The following is a 16,461-nucleotide window of genomic DNA, read 5'->3' as shown; positions in this document are numbered from 1 at the left end:
GTGGCCCCTCACCCCAGCCCTCTCCCGAAGGAGAGGGAGCCGATTTGTGGTGCTTTCAGAACTTGTATTCGACACGATGGATCAGGTCGGCGTATAGCGTAAGAACACCTCGGTCAGTCCCCTCTCCCTCTGGGCGGTCCGACGTTTCGGGAGGGTTAGGGTGAGGGCTGGTCCTGCAGAATCACTGCTCGAGCTTCTGCGGAGTTTCTTCACCCATGCAGCGCACGGCTTTCTTCTGCGCATTGATCAGCACACCGGTCAAACCTTTCTGCTCGGTATCAAACAACACCAGCACCCCATCGATGCACTGCGCCACCTGTGGCGCCGGGTCCAGTGAGACTTTGTAGTCTTCGCCCGGCACGGTCTTGAGCATGGTGAATTCGTTGAGCAGCAACGCATCCTCGGGTTTGGCGAAGTGCAGATAGCCGTAGTACCACAGCGCCCCGACGGTGCCGAGGATGCTGCAGATACCGGTGATGATCAGCGGGATGGCGTTGCGTTCTTCAGTCATTGCGGACTCTCGTCTTCAGAATTCGGGGGTGTCGGGTAATTGGGGATTTCGCCGAGACGGCGCAGGCCGTTGAAATGTTCGGGATCGTCGAGGTAGCGCAGCATCACTTGACGCCAGACCGGGTCGCCAAACGTCTGCACATGCCCGCCACGGGTCAGTTGCAGCACGCGCGGGGGCGGCGCAGCTTGATACAGACGGATACCGTTGGAAAGCGGCACCAGCGGATCGTCGATGCTGTGGAAGATCAGTTTCGGCACGCCGTTGAGCTGCGGCATCGAGTTGATCGCGCTGTCACCGTCCGGCACCAGCCACGACAACGGCACCTGGAACGGCCAGGTCAGCCACGAAGTGCTGAGCGCGTACTGGCCGACGCTGCGGTAACTGGCGGGCACGCCGTCGAGGACCAGAGCCTTGAGCTGTTTCTGTCGCTCGGGATGCTGCACCAGCCAGTGCACGGCCATCGAACCACCGAGGCTCTGACCGAGCAGAATCAGCGGTTTGCCTTTGACCTCTGGCGCCTTGTCTAGCCAGGCGAATGCGGCGTCGATGTCCTGATAGATTGCCGGCAAACTCGGCTCGCCCTCGGACAAGCCATAACCGCGATAGTCGACCAACAGCACTTGATAGCCGTTTTTCGGCAACCACCAACTGCCGCCGAGATGCATCGGCAGATTGCCGCCGTTGCCGTGCAGATGCAGGACGGTGCCTTTGACCTCGACGCCGGGTTTGGCCGGCAGCCACCAGGCATTGAGCTTCAAGCCATCCGCCGTGACCAGGGTGACGGTGCGGTATTCGAGCTTGGCTTTTTCCGGGGTGAAGATCTGCCCCGGCTCGGGATAGAACAACAAAGAGCTGCAACCGCTGAGGGTCAGGAGCAGGCAGAAAATGCCGAGGATTCTCATCCGGTGAAACCTCGCGAAAGATTCGGGTTGGAACACAATAGATCGTTCCCTCGCTCTGCGTGGGAACGCCGCCATGGACGCTCCGCGTCCACTGTGACGCGGAGCGTCACGGGATGCATTCCCACGCAGAGCGTGGGAACGATCGGTGTGGGTTAGAGGATATTGGAGTAATCCGCTTCGATCCGGTCCAGGCTCAAGTGATTCAAGAAGTTGGAGAAGCACATCCACGCCGACAACGCATTCAAATCGCGGAACTGGTCCGGCAGATACTTCGGCGGCACTACCAACCCCTCATCCACCAGCTGACGCAAGGTCCGCATGTCTTCCAGCGTGGTCTTGCCACAGAACAACAGCGGGATCTGCTCAAGCTTGCCCTTACGCACGGCCAACTGAATGTAGTTGTAAACCATGATAAAGCCCTTGAGGTAGGACAAGTCTTTGGTGAATGGCAGCCCGTTCGGCGTCGATCCACGGAAAACGCGACTGGCGTTGCCGTAGCTTTCCGCCATTTCGAAACCCTGCTCGCGGAAGAACTCGAACACCTGCAAGAAGTCCGCGCCCTCCTCGACCATATGAATGGCGCGGGTGCGGTTGGTCAGTTTGCGCAGTCGGCTCGGGTAGGAGGCGAAGGTGATGATTTCCATCAGGATCGCCAAACCTTCCTGGGTCACCGTCGACGACGGTGGGCCTTTGGACAGGAAGGTGCAGATCGGCTGATTGAGACCGTTGAGTGTGGTGCCGACATGCACCAGACCTTCGTGAACCTCCAGCGCGCGCACATCGCGATCGTTGAACATCGCGTCGGTGCGGATCTTGATGTAGTCGGCGCCCGCTGCGGCGTCAGCAACAATGCCGTCGGACTCGAACACGCGAATGGTTTCCTCGGCCTCACCGAAGACTTTGTTCAAACGGGTTTGCAACAAGTGCACCGCGTCTTTGGCGGTAAGGATTTTCGGCTCATCCTTCAAGTCGCCACGGCCGTCGATATTGTTCAGGTAATCGGACATCATCAGGCCGAGGTCGGCCAGGGTTGGGTCACCGGCGTGGAACGCATCGGACGCAGCGCCGTACAGCTCTTGCGAGATCAGGCCGAAATCCTCGGTGCCGCGCGCTTCGAGCATGCGCACCACCATGCGGTATTCCTTGCACATGCGCCGCATGATCTGCCCGACCGGGTTGAACTGACCGAGTTGGCGGGTGATGTCGCGCTCGATGTTCTGGAATTCCAGTTTGACCTTGCTCGAATCGAAACTTAGCGGTCGATTGAGGTAGTAGTCGCGATCAATGGCGGGCATTTCCTTGCCCTTGGCCTTGAGGAAGCCCTTGCGGATGTTCTCGTCCCACTTGACCGCGTCGAGCACGCGGATCGGCGTCTGCGCCAGCACAATGCGGTCGGACAACATGCGTATCGTCTGCTGGTAATCGTCCACCCGAAACTCCTGTAGAACACCTGACGTGTGAATTTATTTGGCACGGGCCTGGCGCTGGTAGCGCACAGCCTCGACGAAGACATCGGAATTGGCCGGATCGTCGAGGTAAGCAAAGACCTTGTCGAGGTTACTGTCGACTTGCACACCGTCGCCATCGTCGGTCTGGAAGGCCTGACCGTCGAGGGCTTTTTGCTTGATCGCCTGATTGATCTGTTCGAGATCGAGGTTGTAGACCACCAATTCGTGTTTATCGGTGAGTTCGAAACCGGCGATGGTGAAGTGGCCGCCGTACTGTGCCGGGACTTTCGCCGACAGATACCAGCGGCTGCCGTGGCGCGACACGGTGAAGGGATAGGCTTCGCGTTCGTGGGGTTTGGCCATGAAGTAGGTGACGGCCTGATAGCGGTCGTTGCCCAACCGCGTCAGCTCAAGGTTCATCGGCTCGCCCCAGGCATTGGTGCTCGACCATTTGCCGAGCAGGCCCTTGGGCGCCGGGTCACTGGCGCTCAGCGGCTCCTTGAAAGTCACCAGACAGCCACTGAGCAGCAGGAACGACAAGGCGATCAGCACGCCACGCCAGGCTTTCATTCAATACTCCCTATGAACATTCGCCGCCCTTGAATACGCCACCGAACCTGTGGGAGCGAGCTTGCTCGCGAAAGCGTCAGCACAGCCAACATTAATGTTGAATGTCAGTCCGTCTTCGCGAGCAAGCTCGCTCCCACAGGGTTCGATGTTTCCCCAGAGGATCAGACCGATGCAAGCACCAGGTGCATGTAGCGCGTCAGAATGCCGAGCATGTCCTCTTCGGCCAAAGGCTCGGCGTCGTTGAGCAGGCCCTGATATTCCATCCGTCCGATAATCGCCGTCAACACCTTGGCATCCTGTTGCGGTTCACGCGAGCCCAATACCTGGAACAACTGGCAGGTGCCCTGCAGCAGAATCTGCTGATGCGAGCGCACCAGAATTGCCAGACGCGGGTTGAGCAGCGCCTCCTGACGGAACGCCTGCTCAGCCATCAAATGCTCGCGACGGTTAACCAGCTGCCGGTGCACATAGTCAGCCATCAACCGCGCAATGTCATCGGCCAGTTGCGAGCGTGACTCGGGGCTGCCGTCACCGCTGACCACCATGTCACGCAGCAGGCCTTCATTGTTGACCCACAGCTTGGCCATGTACGCCGCGCTGCGTTCAACGTATTGAGCGAAGGTATCGGTGAGCAGGTCATCGATGTCCTTGAAGTAATAGGTGGTCGCCGACAACGGCACACCGGCCTCGGCAGCCACGGCGCGGTGGCGCACGGCACGCACGCCGTCGCGCACGACAATGCGCATCGCCGCGTCGAGAATGTCCTGTCGACGCTGCTCACTGCCCTGTCGGCTGGCCTTGCGACCCTGGTACTGAACGCTTTCAGCGACCGCAGTGGCGATACCCGCTGCACCTTCTTGAGCGATTGCAACCATCACGACTGGACTTCCTCTGCTATTTCAAAAGTAACCAATTGATACATTTGTACCAGACAGGCAATAAAAAGCCGCCTGTTTTAGGCGGCTTTTCAACTGAAACGTTTACGCTTGCGGTCGCATGTGCGGGAACAGGATCACATCGCGGATCGACGGCGAGTTGGTCAGCAACATCACCAGACGATCGATGCCGATACCTTCACCGGCCGTTGGCGGCATGCCGTACTCCAGCGCGCGAACGAAGTCAGCGTCGTAGTGCATGGCTTCGTCGTCGCCGGCGTCCTTGTCGGCCACCTGCGCCATGAAGCGCTCGGCCTGGTCTTCCGCGTCGTTCAACTCGGAGTAGGCGTTGGCGATTTCACGGCCACCGATGAACAGCTCGAAGCGGTCGGTGACGTTCGGGTTGTCGTCGTTGCGACGGGCCAGCGGCGACACTTCGAACGGGTACTGAGTGATGAAGTGCGGCTGTTCCAGCTTGTGCTCGACCAGCTCTTCGAAAATCATCACCTGCAGCTTGCCCAGACCTTCGAAGCCCAGCACCTTGGCACCGGCCTTCTTGGCGATGGCGCGGGCCTTGTCGATGTCGTTCAGATCATCGGCGGTCAGCTCAGGGTTGTACTTGAGGATCGAGTCGAATACCGACAGACGTACGAACGGCTCGCCGAAGTGGAACACCTTGTCGCCGTACGGCACGTCGGTGCTGCCCAGCACCAGCTGCGCCAGTTCGCGGAACAGCTCTTCGGTCAGGTCCATGTTGTCTTCGTAGTCGGCGTACGCCTGGTAGAACTCCAACATGGTGAATTCAGGGTTGTGACGAGTCGAAACGCCTTCGTTACGGAAGTTGCGGTTGATCTCGAAGACTTTCTCGAAACCACCAACCACCAGACGCTTCAGATACAGCTCCGGGGCGATACGCAGGAACATTTCCATGTCCAGCGCGTTGTGGTGGGTTTCGAACGGCTTGGCTGCGGCGCCGCCCGGAATGGTCTGCAGCATCGGCGTTTCGACTTCGAGGAAGTCACGCTTCATCAGGAAGCTGCGGATGTGCGCGATCACTTGCGAACGCACGCGGAAAGTCTGGCGTACTTCGTCGTTGACGATCAGGTCAACGTATCGCTGACGGTAGCGCTGTTCGGTGTCGGTCAGGCCGTGGTGCTTGTCCGGCAGCGGGCGCAGCGATTTGGTCAGCAGACGCACGCTGGTCATTTCAACATACAGGTCACCCTTGCCGGAACGCGCCAGGGTGCCTTCGGCGGCAATGATGTCGCCCATGTCCCAGGTTTTCACCGCAGCCAGCGTATCTTCCGACAGGGTTTTACGGTTGACGTAGACTTGGATGCGACCGGTCATGTCCTGGATCACCATGAACGAGCCACGGTTGAGCATGATGCGACCGGCAACCTTGACCGGGATTGCAGCCTCTGCCAGCTCTTCCTTGGTCTTGTCCGCGTACTGTTTCTGCAGTGCATCGCAGTAGTTTTCGCGGCGGAAGTCATTCGGGAAGGCGTTGCCCTTGGCGCGCTCGGCAGCCAGCTTTTCCTTGCGCAGCGCGATCAGGGAGTTTTCTTCCTGTTGCAGGGCTTGCGGGTCGAGTTGTTGGTCGCTCATGTCTTTAGATATTCCATCAGGTTCGTTGCCCCCGGACCTTGCGGCCCGGGGATCGCCAGCAGGGCTGGCTCCTACAGGGATCGGGTTGAAGCAGCCGATGCTGTATTGCGTCTTTTACAGCCCGGATTTCAGGCTGGCATACAGGTATTCGTCGATGTCGCCGTCGAGCACCTTGTCGCAGTCGCTGCGTTCGATGTTGGTGCGCAGATCCTTGATCCGCGACGCATCGAGCACGTACGAGCGAATCTGGTGGCCCCAGCCGATGTCGGACTTGGTGTCTTCCAGCGCTTGCGATGCGGCGTTGCGTTTCTGCATTTCCTGCTCGTACAACTTGGCCCGCAGCATTTTCATGGCGGTGTCTTTGTTGGCGTGCTGGGAACGTTCGTTCTGGCAGCTGACCACGGTGTTGGTCGGTACGTGAGTAATCCGTACGGCCGAGTCGGTGGTGTTTACGTGCTGACCACCGGCACCGGAGGAACGATAGGTGTCGATCCGCAGGTCTGCCGGGTTGATTTCGATTTCCACCTTGTCATCAATCTCTGGCGAGACGAAAACCGCGGAGAACGAGGTGTGGCGACGGTTGCCGGAGTCGAACGGGCTCTTGCGCACCAGACGGTGCACGCCGATCTCGGTACGCAGCCAGCCAAAGGCGTATTCGCCCTTGATGTGCACGGTCGCACCTTTGATCCCGGCGACTTCACCGGCCGACAGTTCCATGATGGTCGCGTCGAAACCGCGTTTGTCCGCCCAGCGCAGGTACATGCGCAGCAGGATGTTGGCCCAGTCCTGGGCTTCGGTGCCACCGGAACCGGCCTGGATGTCCAGGTACGCGTTGTTCGGGTCCATTTCATGGCTGAACATGCGGCGGAATTCCAGCTTGGCCAGATTTTCCTCGAGACGGGCCAGCTCGGCGACGACATCGCCCACTGCGCCTTCGTCGTTTTCTTCGACGGCCATGTCCAGCAGGTCGCGGCAATCGGCCAGACCGCCGTTCAGTTCGTCGAGGGTATCGACGATCTGTGCCAGCGCGGCGCGCTCGCGGCCCAGCTCCTGGGCGTATTCAGGTTTGTTCCAGACGCTCGGATCTTCAAGCTCGCGATTGACCTCAGTCAGACGCTCATGCTTTTGATCGTAGTCAAAGATACCCCCGAATAGTTTCGGAGCGCTCGGACAGGTCCTTGATGGTGTTCAGGATCGGGTTGATTTCCATGACGGGCAGCACTCGTTGGCGAACTTTTGAAAGCCGGCGAGTATAACGTAAACAGGCTGTGACGGCAGCCCGTCTGGCGGGTGTGGGGATCATTAAAGCCTTTGCCCTCACCCTAGCCCTCTCCCAGAGGTAGAGGGGACCGATTGGGGGATATTCGGGAGGTACGCCGACGTGAAAGGGCTTTGCCGAATCCGGAACCGTCAGGCTTGAAGATCCATAATCGACTCGGTCGATCAGGTCGATGTACAGCGCCAGACACCTCGGTCGGCCCCCTCTCCTCTTGGGAGAGGGCTGGGGTGAGGGTAAGCGTTTACTCGATTCCGACCTGGTTACGCCCGTTGTTCTTCGCCAGGTACAACCCACGATCCGCCGCCGAGATCAGCAACCGACAATCGCTACCCGCCTGCGGCACCATCGTCGCCAGACCAATACTGATAGTCAGACTCGCCCCTTCCGCCGGAGTGTTGTGCGGAATCTTCAGCGAAACCACAGTCTGCCGCAGCTTTTCCGCGACCAGTCGCGCGCCGCCCGGCGAGGTGTTCGGCAGCACCAGCACAAATTCCTCACCGCCGTAACGCGCCGGCAGGTCCGACGGTCGCGCGCTGGCATCGCGAATCGCCGTGGCGACCTTGCGCAGAGCCTCATCACCTTCGACGTGGCCAAAACTGTCGTTGTAGTGTTTGAAGTAATCAACGTCGATCATCAACAACGACAACTGACTTTGATCGCGCAACGAACGGCGCCATTCCAGCTCCAGATACTCATCGAAGTGGCGGCGGTTGGACAGCCCGGTCAGGCCATCGGAGTTCATCAAGCGTTGCAGCACCAGATTGGTGTCGAGCAATTGCTGCTGGCTGACCCGCAGAGCGCGGTACGCGGCATCACGTTGCAACAGCGTCATGTAAGACCGCGAGTGATAGCGGATGCGCGCCACCAGTTCGATGGTGTCCGGCAGTTTCACCAGATAGTCGTTGGCCCCGGCGGAAAACGCCGCGCTCTTGATCAGCGGGTCTTCCTTGGTCGACAGGACGATGATCGGAATGTCCTTGGTCGCCGGGTGATTGCGGTATTCGCGCACCAGGCTGAGGCCATCGAGGCCGGGCATCACCAGGTCCTGCAGGATCACCGTCGGTTTGATCCGCACGGCCTGGGCGATTGCCTGATGAGGGTCGGAGCAAAAATGAAAGTCGATGTTCTCTTCATTCGACAGCCCACGGCGCACGGCTTCGCCGATCATCGCCTGATCGTCCACCAACAACACCATGGCGGCGTTTTCGTCGGTTTTAATGTCGTCGATCTGTAAGTCATTCATGGGCGGTCACCTGAGTACTGCGGGGGCCAGGATTGCGGATAAACCTGTTCATTTTGGGAAAACCTCCAGCAATCGTGGCGCTATCTTTTCCAGTGGACGGATTTCAACGGCAGCATCAATGGCCGCAGCAGCCTTGGGCATGCCGTACACCGCACTGCTTTGCTGATCCTGCGCGATGGTCAAGTAGCCCTGTTGGCGCATGAGCTTAAGCCCTTGCGCGCCGTCGCGTCCCATCCCGGTCAATAAAACCCCCACGGCGTCGCCATTCCAATAACTGGCGACACTCTCGAAAAACACGTCGATCGAGGGACGGTAGATCTCGTTGACCGGCTCGGCGGTGTAAGCCAGCGTGCCGTTTTTCAACAAGCGAATATGGTGATTGGTGCCCGCCAGCAGCACCGCGCCGGCCTGCGGCGGCTCGCCCTCGCGGGCCAGGCGCACATCGAGACCGCTGGCGCTGGCCAGCCATTCGGCCATGCCGGCAGCGAAGACCTGATCGACATGCTGCACCAGCACAATGGCTGCCGAAAAATCCTTCGGCAAACCCTTGAGCAGCACTTCCAGTGCCGCCGGCCCACCTGCGGATGAGCCGATCGCCACCAGGCGCTGGCGCGAACCCGAACTGCGCGGAGGCGTCGGCGCGGGACGTGAGCGCGGCGCTTTGTCGCCGATCAGCCAGCCAATATTGAGGATCTTGCGCAGCAACGGCGCTGCAGCTTCCCGAGCGTCGCCGGCACCGAGGGCCGGGGTATCGACCACGTCCAACGCGCCGTGGCCCATGGCTTCAAAGACCCGGTGCACGTTTTGCTGGCGGTCGACGGTGACGATGACGATGGCGCAGGGGGTTTCGGCCATGATCCGGCGGGTGGCTTCGACGCCATCCATCACCGGCATGATCAGATCCATCAGGATCAGGTCCGGCGTGTTTTCGGCGCACAGTTGCACCGCCTCGGCGCCGTTGCGGGCGACCCAGACCACCTGATGCGCCGGTTCGAAGGCCAGCGCGCGGCGCAAGGCCTCCACCGCCATGGGCATGTCGTTGACGATTGCGATCTTCATGCCCGCGCTCCTCCGATAAGCTCGACCACTGCGTCGAGCAGGGCGTCGTCATGAAAACTGGCTTTGGCTAAATAGTAGTCCGCCCCGGCATCGAGTCCACGGCGGCGATCCTCTTCCCGATCCTTGTACGACACGACCATCACCGGCAGCGATTGCAGACGGTTGTCGCGGCGCAGCAATGTGACCAGTTCGATGCCGTCCATGCGCGGCATGTCGATGTCGGTGATCAGCAAATCGAAGTCCTCCGAACGCAGCGCGTTCCAACCGTCCATGCCGTCCACCGCCACCGCGACGTCGTAGCCGCGATTGAGCAGCAGTTTGCGTTGCAGCTCGCGCACGGTCAGCGAGTCGTCGACCACCAGCACCCGTTTACGCGCAGCTTCTGCGGCCTGATTGCCGTGGCGGGCGATGCGTTCAAGACGCCCGGTATTGAGCAGTTTGTCCACCGAACGCAGCATGTCTTCGACGTCGACGATCAACACTACCGAGCCGTCGTCGAGCAAAGCCCCGGCAGAGATGTCCTGCACTTTGCCCAGACGCTCGTCGAGTGGCAAGACCACCAGAGTACGCTCGCCAATGAAGCGCTCCACGGCAACGCCATACACCGCATCACGCTCGCGGATCACCACGACTTTCAGGGTTTCGCCGCTGTTCTGGCTGGCCGGGCGGTTGAGCAACTGGCTGGCCGCGACAAGCCCGACGTGCTGGCCTTCGTGCCAGAAATGCTGACGGCCCTCGACCTGCACGATGTCTTCCGGGGCCAGATCACACATGCGCTCGATGTGCGCCAGCGGGAAGGCATACGCCTCTTCGCCGACTTCGACGACCAGGCTGCGCACCACCGACAAGGTCAGCGGCACTTCCAGATGGAAGCGACTGCCCTCGCCCGCTGTCTGCTCCAGCACCACGGCGCCGCGCAACTGGCGGACCATGTGTTGAACGGCATCGAGGCCGACACCCCGGCCAGACACCTCGGTGACGGTGTCACGCAAGCTGAAACCGGGGAGGAACAGGAACGTCAGCAGTTCTTCTTCGCTTAACTGCGCCGCCGTTTCCGCTGGGGATAACTGCCGCTCGACGATGCTGCGGCGAACCTTTTCCAGATCGACGCCATTGCCATCATCGCTTAATTCCAGCACCAGCAGACCGGCCTGATGCGAGGCGCGCAGGCGGATCAGACCTTCTTCGGATTTACCCTTGAGCAGGCGTTGTTCCGGGGTTTCGATGCCGTGATCGACGGCATTGCGCAGCAAATGGGTCAGCGGCGCTTCGAGCTTTTCCAGCACATCGCGATCGACCTGGGTTTTCTCGCCTTCGATCTCCAGGCGTACCTGTTTGCCGAGACTGCGGCCCAGATCACGGACCATGCGCACCTGACCGGTGAGGACATCGGCGAATGGCCGCATGCGACAGGCCAGCGCCGTGTCGTAGAGCACTTGCGCACGCTGACTGGCCTGCCAGGCGAATTCGTCCAGCTCGGCGTTTTTCTCGCTCAGTAGCTGCTGGGATTCGGCGAGCAAACGGCGCGCGTCTTCCAGGGCTTCCAGCGCTTCAAGGCTCAGCGCGTGCTCCTTGAGGTGGACATTGAGGTTTTCCAGCGCGCGCAGACCATTGTTCTGCATGCGTTTGAGGCGTTGCATGGTCGCCAGATGCGGCTTGAGGCGCTGGGTTTCCACCAGCGACTTGCTCGACAGATCGAGCAGGCTGTTCAGGCGCTCGGCGGTAACGCGCAAGACGCGTTCGCCACCTTCGGTGGTGCGTTTGTTCTTGCGTGACGCCGGTTCCGAGGTTTCGACTGGGGCTTCCATGATCGGAGCCAGCGCAGGTTCAAACACCGGCGGCGCTTCAATTTGCAATTCGGCCATCGGCGGTGCAACAAAAGCTGCCGGCGGCGTCGACGGATCGAGCAGCCCCGCCATCAATGCCACGTAAGCGTCGATATCACTCGGCTGCGGCGCATTCGTCGGCGTCGCAATGCGCATGAGCAAATCGGTGCCCTGCAACAACGCATCGATATGCTCGGGCCGAAGCAACAAGCGTCCTTCCTGCGCGCTGACCAGGCAATCCTCCATGACGTGGGCGACGCTGACGCCGCTGTCGATACCGACAATCCGCGCCGCCCCTTTGAGCGAGTGCGCCGCGCGCATGCACGATTCCAGTTGATCGGCCTGGGTCGGGTTGCGCTCGAGTGTCAGCAGCCCGGCGCTGAGTACTTGGGTCTGCGCTTCGGCTTCAAGGCTGAACAGTTCAAGCAGCGAGGCGTCGCGCATTTGCTCGGGGGTCATGTGAGGCTCCGGGTCACGGCGGACAACAGCTGTTCTTCATCCAGCCAGCGCAGACTGCGACCGCGATATTGCAGAACGCCACGGGTGTATTTGGCACTGGCTTGCGCGCCGGACTGTGAGGCGGCATCGAGAATGCGTTCGTCGATGGCGTGAATGCCGTCAACTTCATCCACCGGCACCACCACCGGCCCGCCATGGGCAGCGATGATCAGCATGCGCGGCATGATTCGCCCGCTGGTGGTCGGCGTAACGCTGCCATCCAGATCAAGCAACTCGACCAGCGACAGGCACGCCACCAGCGCGCCACGGACATTCGCCACGCCAAGCAAGGCCCGCGAGCGCTGGTGCGGCAACGAGTGAATCGCCTGCAGCGGCGCGACTTCAACGAGGCAACGCGTGGCCAGCCCCAGCCATTCTTCGCCGAGACGGAACATCAGCAGTGAACGGGTTTTGACATCCGTTTCAACAGTCGTAGCCACCGGACTGCGCTCCTCCTGCTGCAGCGCATAACGGTCAAGCAGACGCGTAGCGGCGGCGGAATACACCGAGCAGTTGCGGCAATGAATATGTTCTTCCAGCAGCGGACAAGACTTGTCGCCGTGGATGCCAATTCGGTTCCAGCAATCGTCGATGGCCTGGGCGTCTTCGTGGGTGACGTTCAAGGTGTCGGACGCAATCATCGTTTACGCTCACTGTCGGCGGTGCGGCCGCTGCGGGCGGCACGCTCCTGCAATCGTCTGGCACCCGCCGTGTCGCCCTGGGCCTGCAGCAACGCGGCCAGGTGCATCAACGCTTCGGGGTGTTGCGGTTCGAGGTACAACGCTTTGCGATAGAAACCCTGCGCTTCGAGGGTCAGGCCGGCGACATCGCTGAGCAAGCCGAGCCAGTAAAACACCTGAGCCACCGGTTCGTGGCTGCGCAAATACTGCTCGCACGCAGCGCGGGCCTCGGCACTTTTGCCTTCATTGGCCAATGCAGCGATGTTGGCCAGCAGGGTCGCCGCGTCCGGGTTGGCGCTTTTGCTGGCGGTCGGCAGTGGCGTCACGGCGGCAAACGGTCGCTGACGCAGCACCGGTGGCGGCGTGCTGCGTGGCGGTTGACTGACAGGCACCGCCACGGGTTTAGGTGTCGGCAACGGCTCGGGGTGCGGATCGTTGTGGCGACTGAACGCGAAGGATTGCGGGATACCGATCGAACGCATGCCCAAACGCCCGAGCAAACTGCCTTCTGCCGGGCCGATAAACAGCACGCCATCGAAATGGGTCAGGCGCTTGAGCACCTCGAACACCTGCTTCTGCGTCGGCTGATCGAAATAGATCAGCAGGTTGCGGCAGAACACGAAATCGAACGCCGGCTCGCTGGCCAGCAGCGTAGGATCGAGCACATTGCCGACCTGCAAACGCACCTGCTCACGCACGTCGTCATTGACCCGATGGCCTTCCTGCTCAGACGTGAAATGCCGGTCGCGAAAATCCAGATCCTGACCGCGAAACGAATTCTTGCCATACAGCGCACGCCGCGCCTTCTCCACCGACAGCGGGCTGACGTCCATGCCATCGACCTTGAACTGATGCGGTTTGAGGCCAGCATCAAGCAAGGCCATCGCAATCGAGTACGGTTCTTCGCCGGTAGAACACGGCAGGCTGAGTATGCGCAGCGCACGCATGTTGTTCAGTTCGCCAAGGCGTTTGCGCGCCAGTTTGCCCAGCGTGGCGAAGGACTCCGGATAACGGAAAAACCACGTTTCGGGAACGATCACCGCTTCGATCAGCGCCTGTTGCTCATCCCGCGAGCCTTGCAGCAACTGCCAGTACTCATCGGCATGCGCCGCTTGCGACAGTGTCGTGCGCTGGCGCACTGCGCGCTCGATGATCGCCGGCCCGACCGACGTCACATCGAGGCCGATGCGCTCCTTCAGGAAGTCGAAAAAACGCTGATCGCTGCTCATGGCTGCGCCTCAAGCTGCGCCGGATTCAACGGCGGATCGGGGAACAGCAACGTACGCACCGCATCATCGAGCAAGTCATTGACCCGTACCCACTGCACCAATCCTTGAGCATCTTCACGTACGGGGCCGAGGTAAGGCGCCTCGCGGTTGTCGAGGCCATACGGCTGAAATTCCTGTGGGTGGCAGCGCAGCGTGTCGGTGGCCTGCTCAAGAATCAGCCCGAGCCATTGCGCAGGTTGCGATTCTTCCGGCTGGTAATTGACCAGCACCAGCCGCGTGCTGGTGCGCGCCTCGGCGGGATGGCCGAAGGTCAATGCGCTGAGGTCGATCACCGGCACCACCGCGCCGCGATAGGCAAATACCCCGGCGACCCATTGCGGCGCCCGCGCGATCGGTTTCAACGGCAGGCGCGGCAACACTTCCGCGACTTCGGTGGCGCGCAAGGCGTAACGCTCGCTGCCGATGCGAAACAGCAGGAACAACGCCGGCTTCGCCACTTGAGTGGCGTTGCGTTTGGCGATGATTTCGCTCATCAGACTTTGAATCGCGAAACGCCGCTGCGCAGCCCGACGGCCACCTGGCTCAGTTCGTCGATGGCGAAACTGGCCTGACGCAGTGACTCGACGGTCTGGCTGCTGGCATCGCCCAGCTGCACCAGCGCGTGGTTGATCTGCTCGGCGCCGGTGGCCTGCGCCTGCATGCCTTCGTTGACCATCAGCACGCGCGGCGCCAGCGCCTGCACTTGATGGATGATCTGCGACAACTGCTCGCCGACCTGCTGCACCTCGGACATGCCACGGCGCACTTCTTCGGAGAATTTGTCCATGCCCATGACACCCGCCGACACCGCCGACTGGATCTCACGAACCATTTGCTCGATATCGTAAGTGGCGACAGCGGTCTGATCCGCCAGACGTCGCACTTCCGTGGCGACCACGGCAAAGCCGCGACCGTATTCACCGGCCTTCTCGGCTTCAATCGCCGCGTTGAGCGACAACAGGTTGGTCTGGTCGGCGACCTTGACGATGGTCACCACCACTTGGTTGATGTTGCCGGCCTTCTCGTTGAGGATCGCCAGTTTGGCGTTGACCAGATCGGCCGCGCCCATCACCGAGTGCATGGTGTCTTCCATCCGCGCCAGGCCTTGCTGACCGGAACCGGCGAGCACCGAAGCCTGATCGGCGGCGGTGGAGACTTCGGTCATGGTGCGTACCAGATCGCGTGAAGTGGCGGCGATCTCACGGGACGTAGCCCCAATCTCGGTGGTGGTCGCAGCGGTTTCGGTGGCGGTGGCTTGCTGTTGCTTGGAGGTGGCGGCGATTTCGGTCACCGAGGTGGTCACCTGCACCGAGGAGCGCTGTGCCTGGGACACCAGTGCAGTCAGCTCGGTCATCATGTCGTTGAAGCCGGTTTCGACGGCGCCGAACTCGTCCTTGCGCTCAAGGTTCAGACGCGAACTGAGGTCGCCGGTGCGCATGGTTTCGAGGATCTGCACGATGCGGTTCATCGGCGCCATGATCGCGCGCATCAACAACAAGCCGCACAGACCGGCGGCCAGCACGGCGACCAACAGTGAAATGAACATGCTGACTTTAGCTGCCGCCACGGCATCGTCGATATTGCTCATGGCCTGATCGGCGACTTTCTTGTTCTCGCCGATGATGTCGTTGAGCTTCATGCGCCCGGAATACCAGGCAGGCGTGAGCTTGTCGTGGAACATCTTGACCGCATCCGCTTCCAGGTTGCGTTTGTGCAGGTCCAGCACGGCATCCTGAATCTGGAGGTAGGCGTCGTGGTATTTCTCGAAGGCGGCAAACTCGAGACGATCCTCGTCGGTCGCCATGGTCTTGCGATAGTTCTCCATCTGCTCCAGCAAACGCGCCTCGAACGCCTTGTAGTCCGCCGCGTCCTCGCTGGAAATCCCCTGGCCTTCCTTAAGTCCGAGCAGTTCTTGCGTCTGCAGATAACTGTCGACCCAGGCACCACGAATCATCGAGCTGTAATAGACCCCGGGAATCGCGTCATCACGCACGCTGTTTTCACTCGCCTCGATCTTCAACAGACGCGAGTACGAAACGACGACCATCAGCAACATGATGGCGATAATCACCGCAAAGCTCGCCAAAATGCGTTGGCGCAACGTCCAGTTCTTCACAGTGATTCCTCGTGCCTGATCGAAATGCGGGGAGTATAGCCGAGGGCGCTGTTTCATTTATAAGACGCTTTTGACCCTCGTGCCTGTCCGGCGGGGTTGGCGGGAAGGCTGTGGGGTGGGACTGTCCGACAATTGCGGGTGGGCGTGCCAGTGGGGTAATGGCAAAAAGGGGCGATGGAATGGGCCACTTCCAGACCGAGCTCGATTCGCAAAATGCTGGCAATACGCCTTTATGCGCAACTTTTTGCGCACTTGTTCGCCGATTTTCGCCTCTCGATTCGCTACAACGCCTGTGTACCGGCGCCTGTAGCCAAGTGCGCAACTTCTTGCACACCACTGCGCAAGAAGTTGCGCACTTTCTGCCTGAAAACAGCATGAAACATCTTGAAACATGCACTTTACGGCGGTTTGACCCCGTGTTTTCGGGAATCCCAGCAAACCTGGCACGCTCCTTGATAACAGTCAGGCACCCACCGGGCGATTTCGCCTCCGGGCACCCTAAATTTATCCGCAAGGAGAGCATCCCATGGCAACACCAGCGTACATGTCGGTTACCGGCGAAAAACAAGGCCTGATCA

The 16,461-nt window shown here is 60.5% G+C and carries 14 protein-coding genes; all 14 read right to left on the bottom strand.

Features of this window, described 5'->3' with window-relative positions; genetic code table 11:
* Positions 1 to 181: 181 nt before the first annotated feature.
* The 14 genes from ACWR1S_RS27755 to ACWR1S_RS27690 all read right to left on the bottom strand — a co-directional run bounded on the left by ACWR1S_RS27755 (position 182) and on the right by ACWR1S_RS27690 (position 15,883).
* Positions 182 to 511: a hypothetical protein gene (locus ACWR1S_RS27755; protein ID WP_034154859.1), complete on the bottom strand. Its 330-nt coding sequence runs from the start codon at positions 509 to 511 to the stop codon at positions 182 to 184.
* Entirely contained in the window at positions 508 to 1,413 is a 906-nt protein-coding gene (locus ACWR1S_RS27750; protein WP_454565729.1) for an alpha/beta hydrolase, read from the bottom strand. The genes ACWR1S_RS27755 and ACWR1S_RS27750 overlap by 4 nt, the downstream gene beginning before the upstream one ends.
* Before the next feature lie 152 nt (positions 1,414 to 1,565).
* On the bottom strand, positions 1,566 to 2,816 hold the full coding sequence (locus tag ACWR1S_RS27745) for a flavohemoglobin expression-modulating QEGLA motif protein (RefSeq protein ID WP_454565743.1): 1,251 nt from the start codon (positions 2,814 to 2,816) through the stop codon (positions 1,566 to 1,568).
* Positions 2,817 to 2,876: 60 nt separating this feature from the next.
* Positions 2,877 to 3,431, bottom strand: a complete 555-nt coding sequence (locus ACWR1S_RS27740; RefSeq protein ID WP_454565728.1) for a hypothetical protein — start codon at positions 3,429 to 3,431, stop codon at positions 2,877 to 2,879.
* Positions 3,432 to 3,592: 161 nt separating this feature from the next.
* On the bottom strand, positions 3,593 to 4,306 hold the full coding sequence (locus tag ACWR1S_RS27735; RefSeq protein ID WP_454565742.1) for a TetR/AcrR family transcriptional regulator: 714 nt from the start codon (positions 4,304 to 4,306) through the stop codon (positions 3,593 to 3,595).
* Positions 4,307 to 4,411: 105 nt separating this feature from the next.
* A complete protein-coding gene (lysS, locus tag ACWR1S_RS27730) occupies positions 4,412 to 5,914 on the bottom strand; it encodes a lysine--tRNA ligase (protein WP_095126473.1) in 1,503 nt (500 codons plus the stop codon).
* A 114-nt stretch (positions 5,915 to 6,028) separates the two neighbouring features.
* Positions 6,029 to 7,124 (bottom strand): peptide chain release factor 2 gene (gene prfB, locus ACWR1S_RS27725; protein ID WP_102900567.1). Its coding sequence is split into 2 segments (ribosomal slippage): positions 6,029 to 7,051 and positions 7,053 to 7,124, totalling 1,095 coding nucleotides; the frame shifts between segments, so codons are not numbered across the junction.
* 310 nt (positions 7,125 to 7,434) lie between these two features.
* A complete protein-coding gene (locus ACWR1S_RS27720; protein ID WP_160056147.1) occupies positions 7,435 to 8,436 on the bottom strand; it encodes a response regulator in 1,002 nt (333 codons plus the stop codon).
* A gap of 48 nt (positions 8,437 to 8,484) precedes the next feature.
* Positions 8,485 to 9,495 carry a chemotaxis-specific protein-glutamate methyltransferase CheB gene (gene cheB, locus ACWR1S_RS27715; RefSeq protein WP_454565727.1) on the bottom strand — a complete coding sequence of 337 codons (1,011 nt, stop codon included), beginning with the start codon at positions 9,493 to 9,495 and terminating at the stop codon, positions 8,485 to 8,487.
* Positions 9,492 to 11,780: a response regulator gene (locus ACWR1S_RS27710; protein ID WP_454565726.1), complete on the bottom strand. Its 2,289-nt coding sequence runs from the start codon at positions 11,778 to 11,780 to the stop codon at positions 9,492 to 9,494. The genes cheB and ACWR1S_RS27710 overlap by 4 nt, the downstream gene beginning before the upstream one ends.
* Positions 11,777 to 12,460, bottom strand: a complete 684-nt coding sequence (locus ACWR1S_RS27705) for a chemotaxis protein CheW (protein ID WP_454565725.1) — start codon at positions 12,458 to 12,460, stop codon at positions 11,777 to 11,779. The genes ACWR1S_RS27710 and ACWR1S_RS27705 overlap by 4 nt, the downstream gene beginning before the upstream one ends.
* Entirely contained in the window at positions 12,457 to 13,728 is a 1,272-nt protein-coding gene (locus tag ACWR1S_RS27700; RefSeq protein ID WP_454565724.1) for a CheR family methyltransferase, read from the bottom strand. Before ACWR1S_RS27700 ends, ACWR1S_RS27705 begins: the two co-directional genes overlap by 4 nt.
* Positions 13,725 to 14,261 carry a chemotaxis protein CheW gene (locus ACWR1S_RS27695; protein WP_454565723.1) on the bottom strand — a complete coding sequence of 179 codons (537 nt, stop codon included), beginning with the start codon at positions 14,259 to 14,261 and terminating at the stop codon, positions 13,725 to 13,727. The genes ACWR1S_RS27700 and ACWR1S_RS27695 overlap by 4 nt, the downstream gene beginning before the upstream one ends.
* On the bottom strand, positions 14,261 to 15,883 hold the full coding sequence (locus ACWR1S_RS27690) for a methyl-accepting chemotaxis protein (protein ID WP_454565722.1): 1,623 nt from the start codon (positions 15,881 to 15,883) through the stop codon (positions 14,261 to 14,263). The genes ACWR1S_RS27695 and ACWR1S_RS27690 overlap by 1 nt, the downstream gene beginning before the upstream one ends.
* Positions 15,884 to 16,461 lie beyond the last annotated feature (578 nt).

This window comes from Pseudomonas sp. AIG, from assembly GCF_977020205.1.
This window is presented reverse-complemented; position numbering and strand designations above follow the sequence as displayed.

Bases quoted from the DNA above. Each gene is read 5' to 3' on its own strand.
- ACWR1S_RS27720 (WP_160056147.1), bottom strand. From the start codon at position 8,436: ATGAATGACTTACAGATCGACGACATTAAAACCGACGAAAACGCCGCC.
- ACWR1S_RS27710 (WP_454565726.1), bottom strand. From the start codon at position 11,780: ATGACCCCCGAGCAAATGCGCGACGCCTCGCTGCTTGAACTGTTCAGC.
- ACWR1S_RS27695 (WP_454565723.1), bottom strand. From the start codon at position 14,261: ATGAGCGAAATCATCGCCAAACGCAACGCCACTCAAGTGGCGAAGCCG.
- cheB (WP_454565727.1), bottom strand. From the start codon at position 9,495: ATGAAGATCGCAATCGTCAACGACATGCCCATGGCGGTGGAGGCCTTG.
- ACWR1S_RS27755 (WP_034154859.1), bottom strand. From the start codon at position 511: ATGACTGAAGAACGCAACGCCATCCCGCTGATCATCACCGGTATCTGC.
- ACWR1S_RS27740 (WP_454565728.1), bottom strand. From the start codon at position 3,431: ATGAAAGCCTGGCGTGGCGTGCTGATCGCCTTGTCGTTCCTGCTGCTC.
- ACWR1S_RS27705 (WP_454565725.1), bottom strand. From the start codon at position 12,460: ATGATTGCGTCCGACACCTTGAACGTCACCCACGAAGACGCCCAGGCC.
- ACWR1S_RS27750 (WP_454565729.1), bottom strand. From the start codon at position 1,413: ATGAGAATCCTCGGCATTTTCTGCCTGCTCCTGACCCTCAGCGGTTGC.
- ACWR1S_RS27700 (WP_454565724.1), bottom strand. From the start codon at position 13,728: ATGAGCAGCGATCAGCGTTTTTTCGACTTCCTGAAGGAGCGCATCGGC.
- ACWR1S_RS27745 (WP_454565743.1), bottom strand. From the start codon at position 2,816: ATGTTGTCCGACCGCATTGTGCTGGCGCAGACGCCGATCCGCGTGCTC.
- ACWR1S_RS27735 (WP_454565742.1), bottom strand. From the start codon at position 4,306: ATGGTTGCAATCGCTCAAGAAGGTGCAGCGGGTATCGCCACTGCGGTC.
- lysS (WP_095126473.1), bottom strand. From the start codon at position 5,914: ATGAGCGACCAACAACTCGACCCGCAAGCCCTGCAACAGGAAGAAAAC.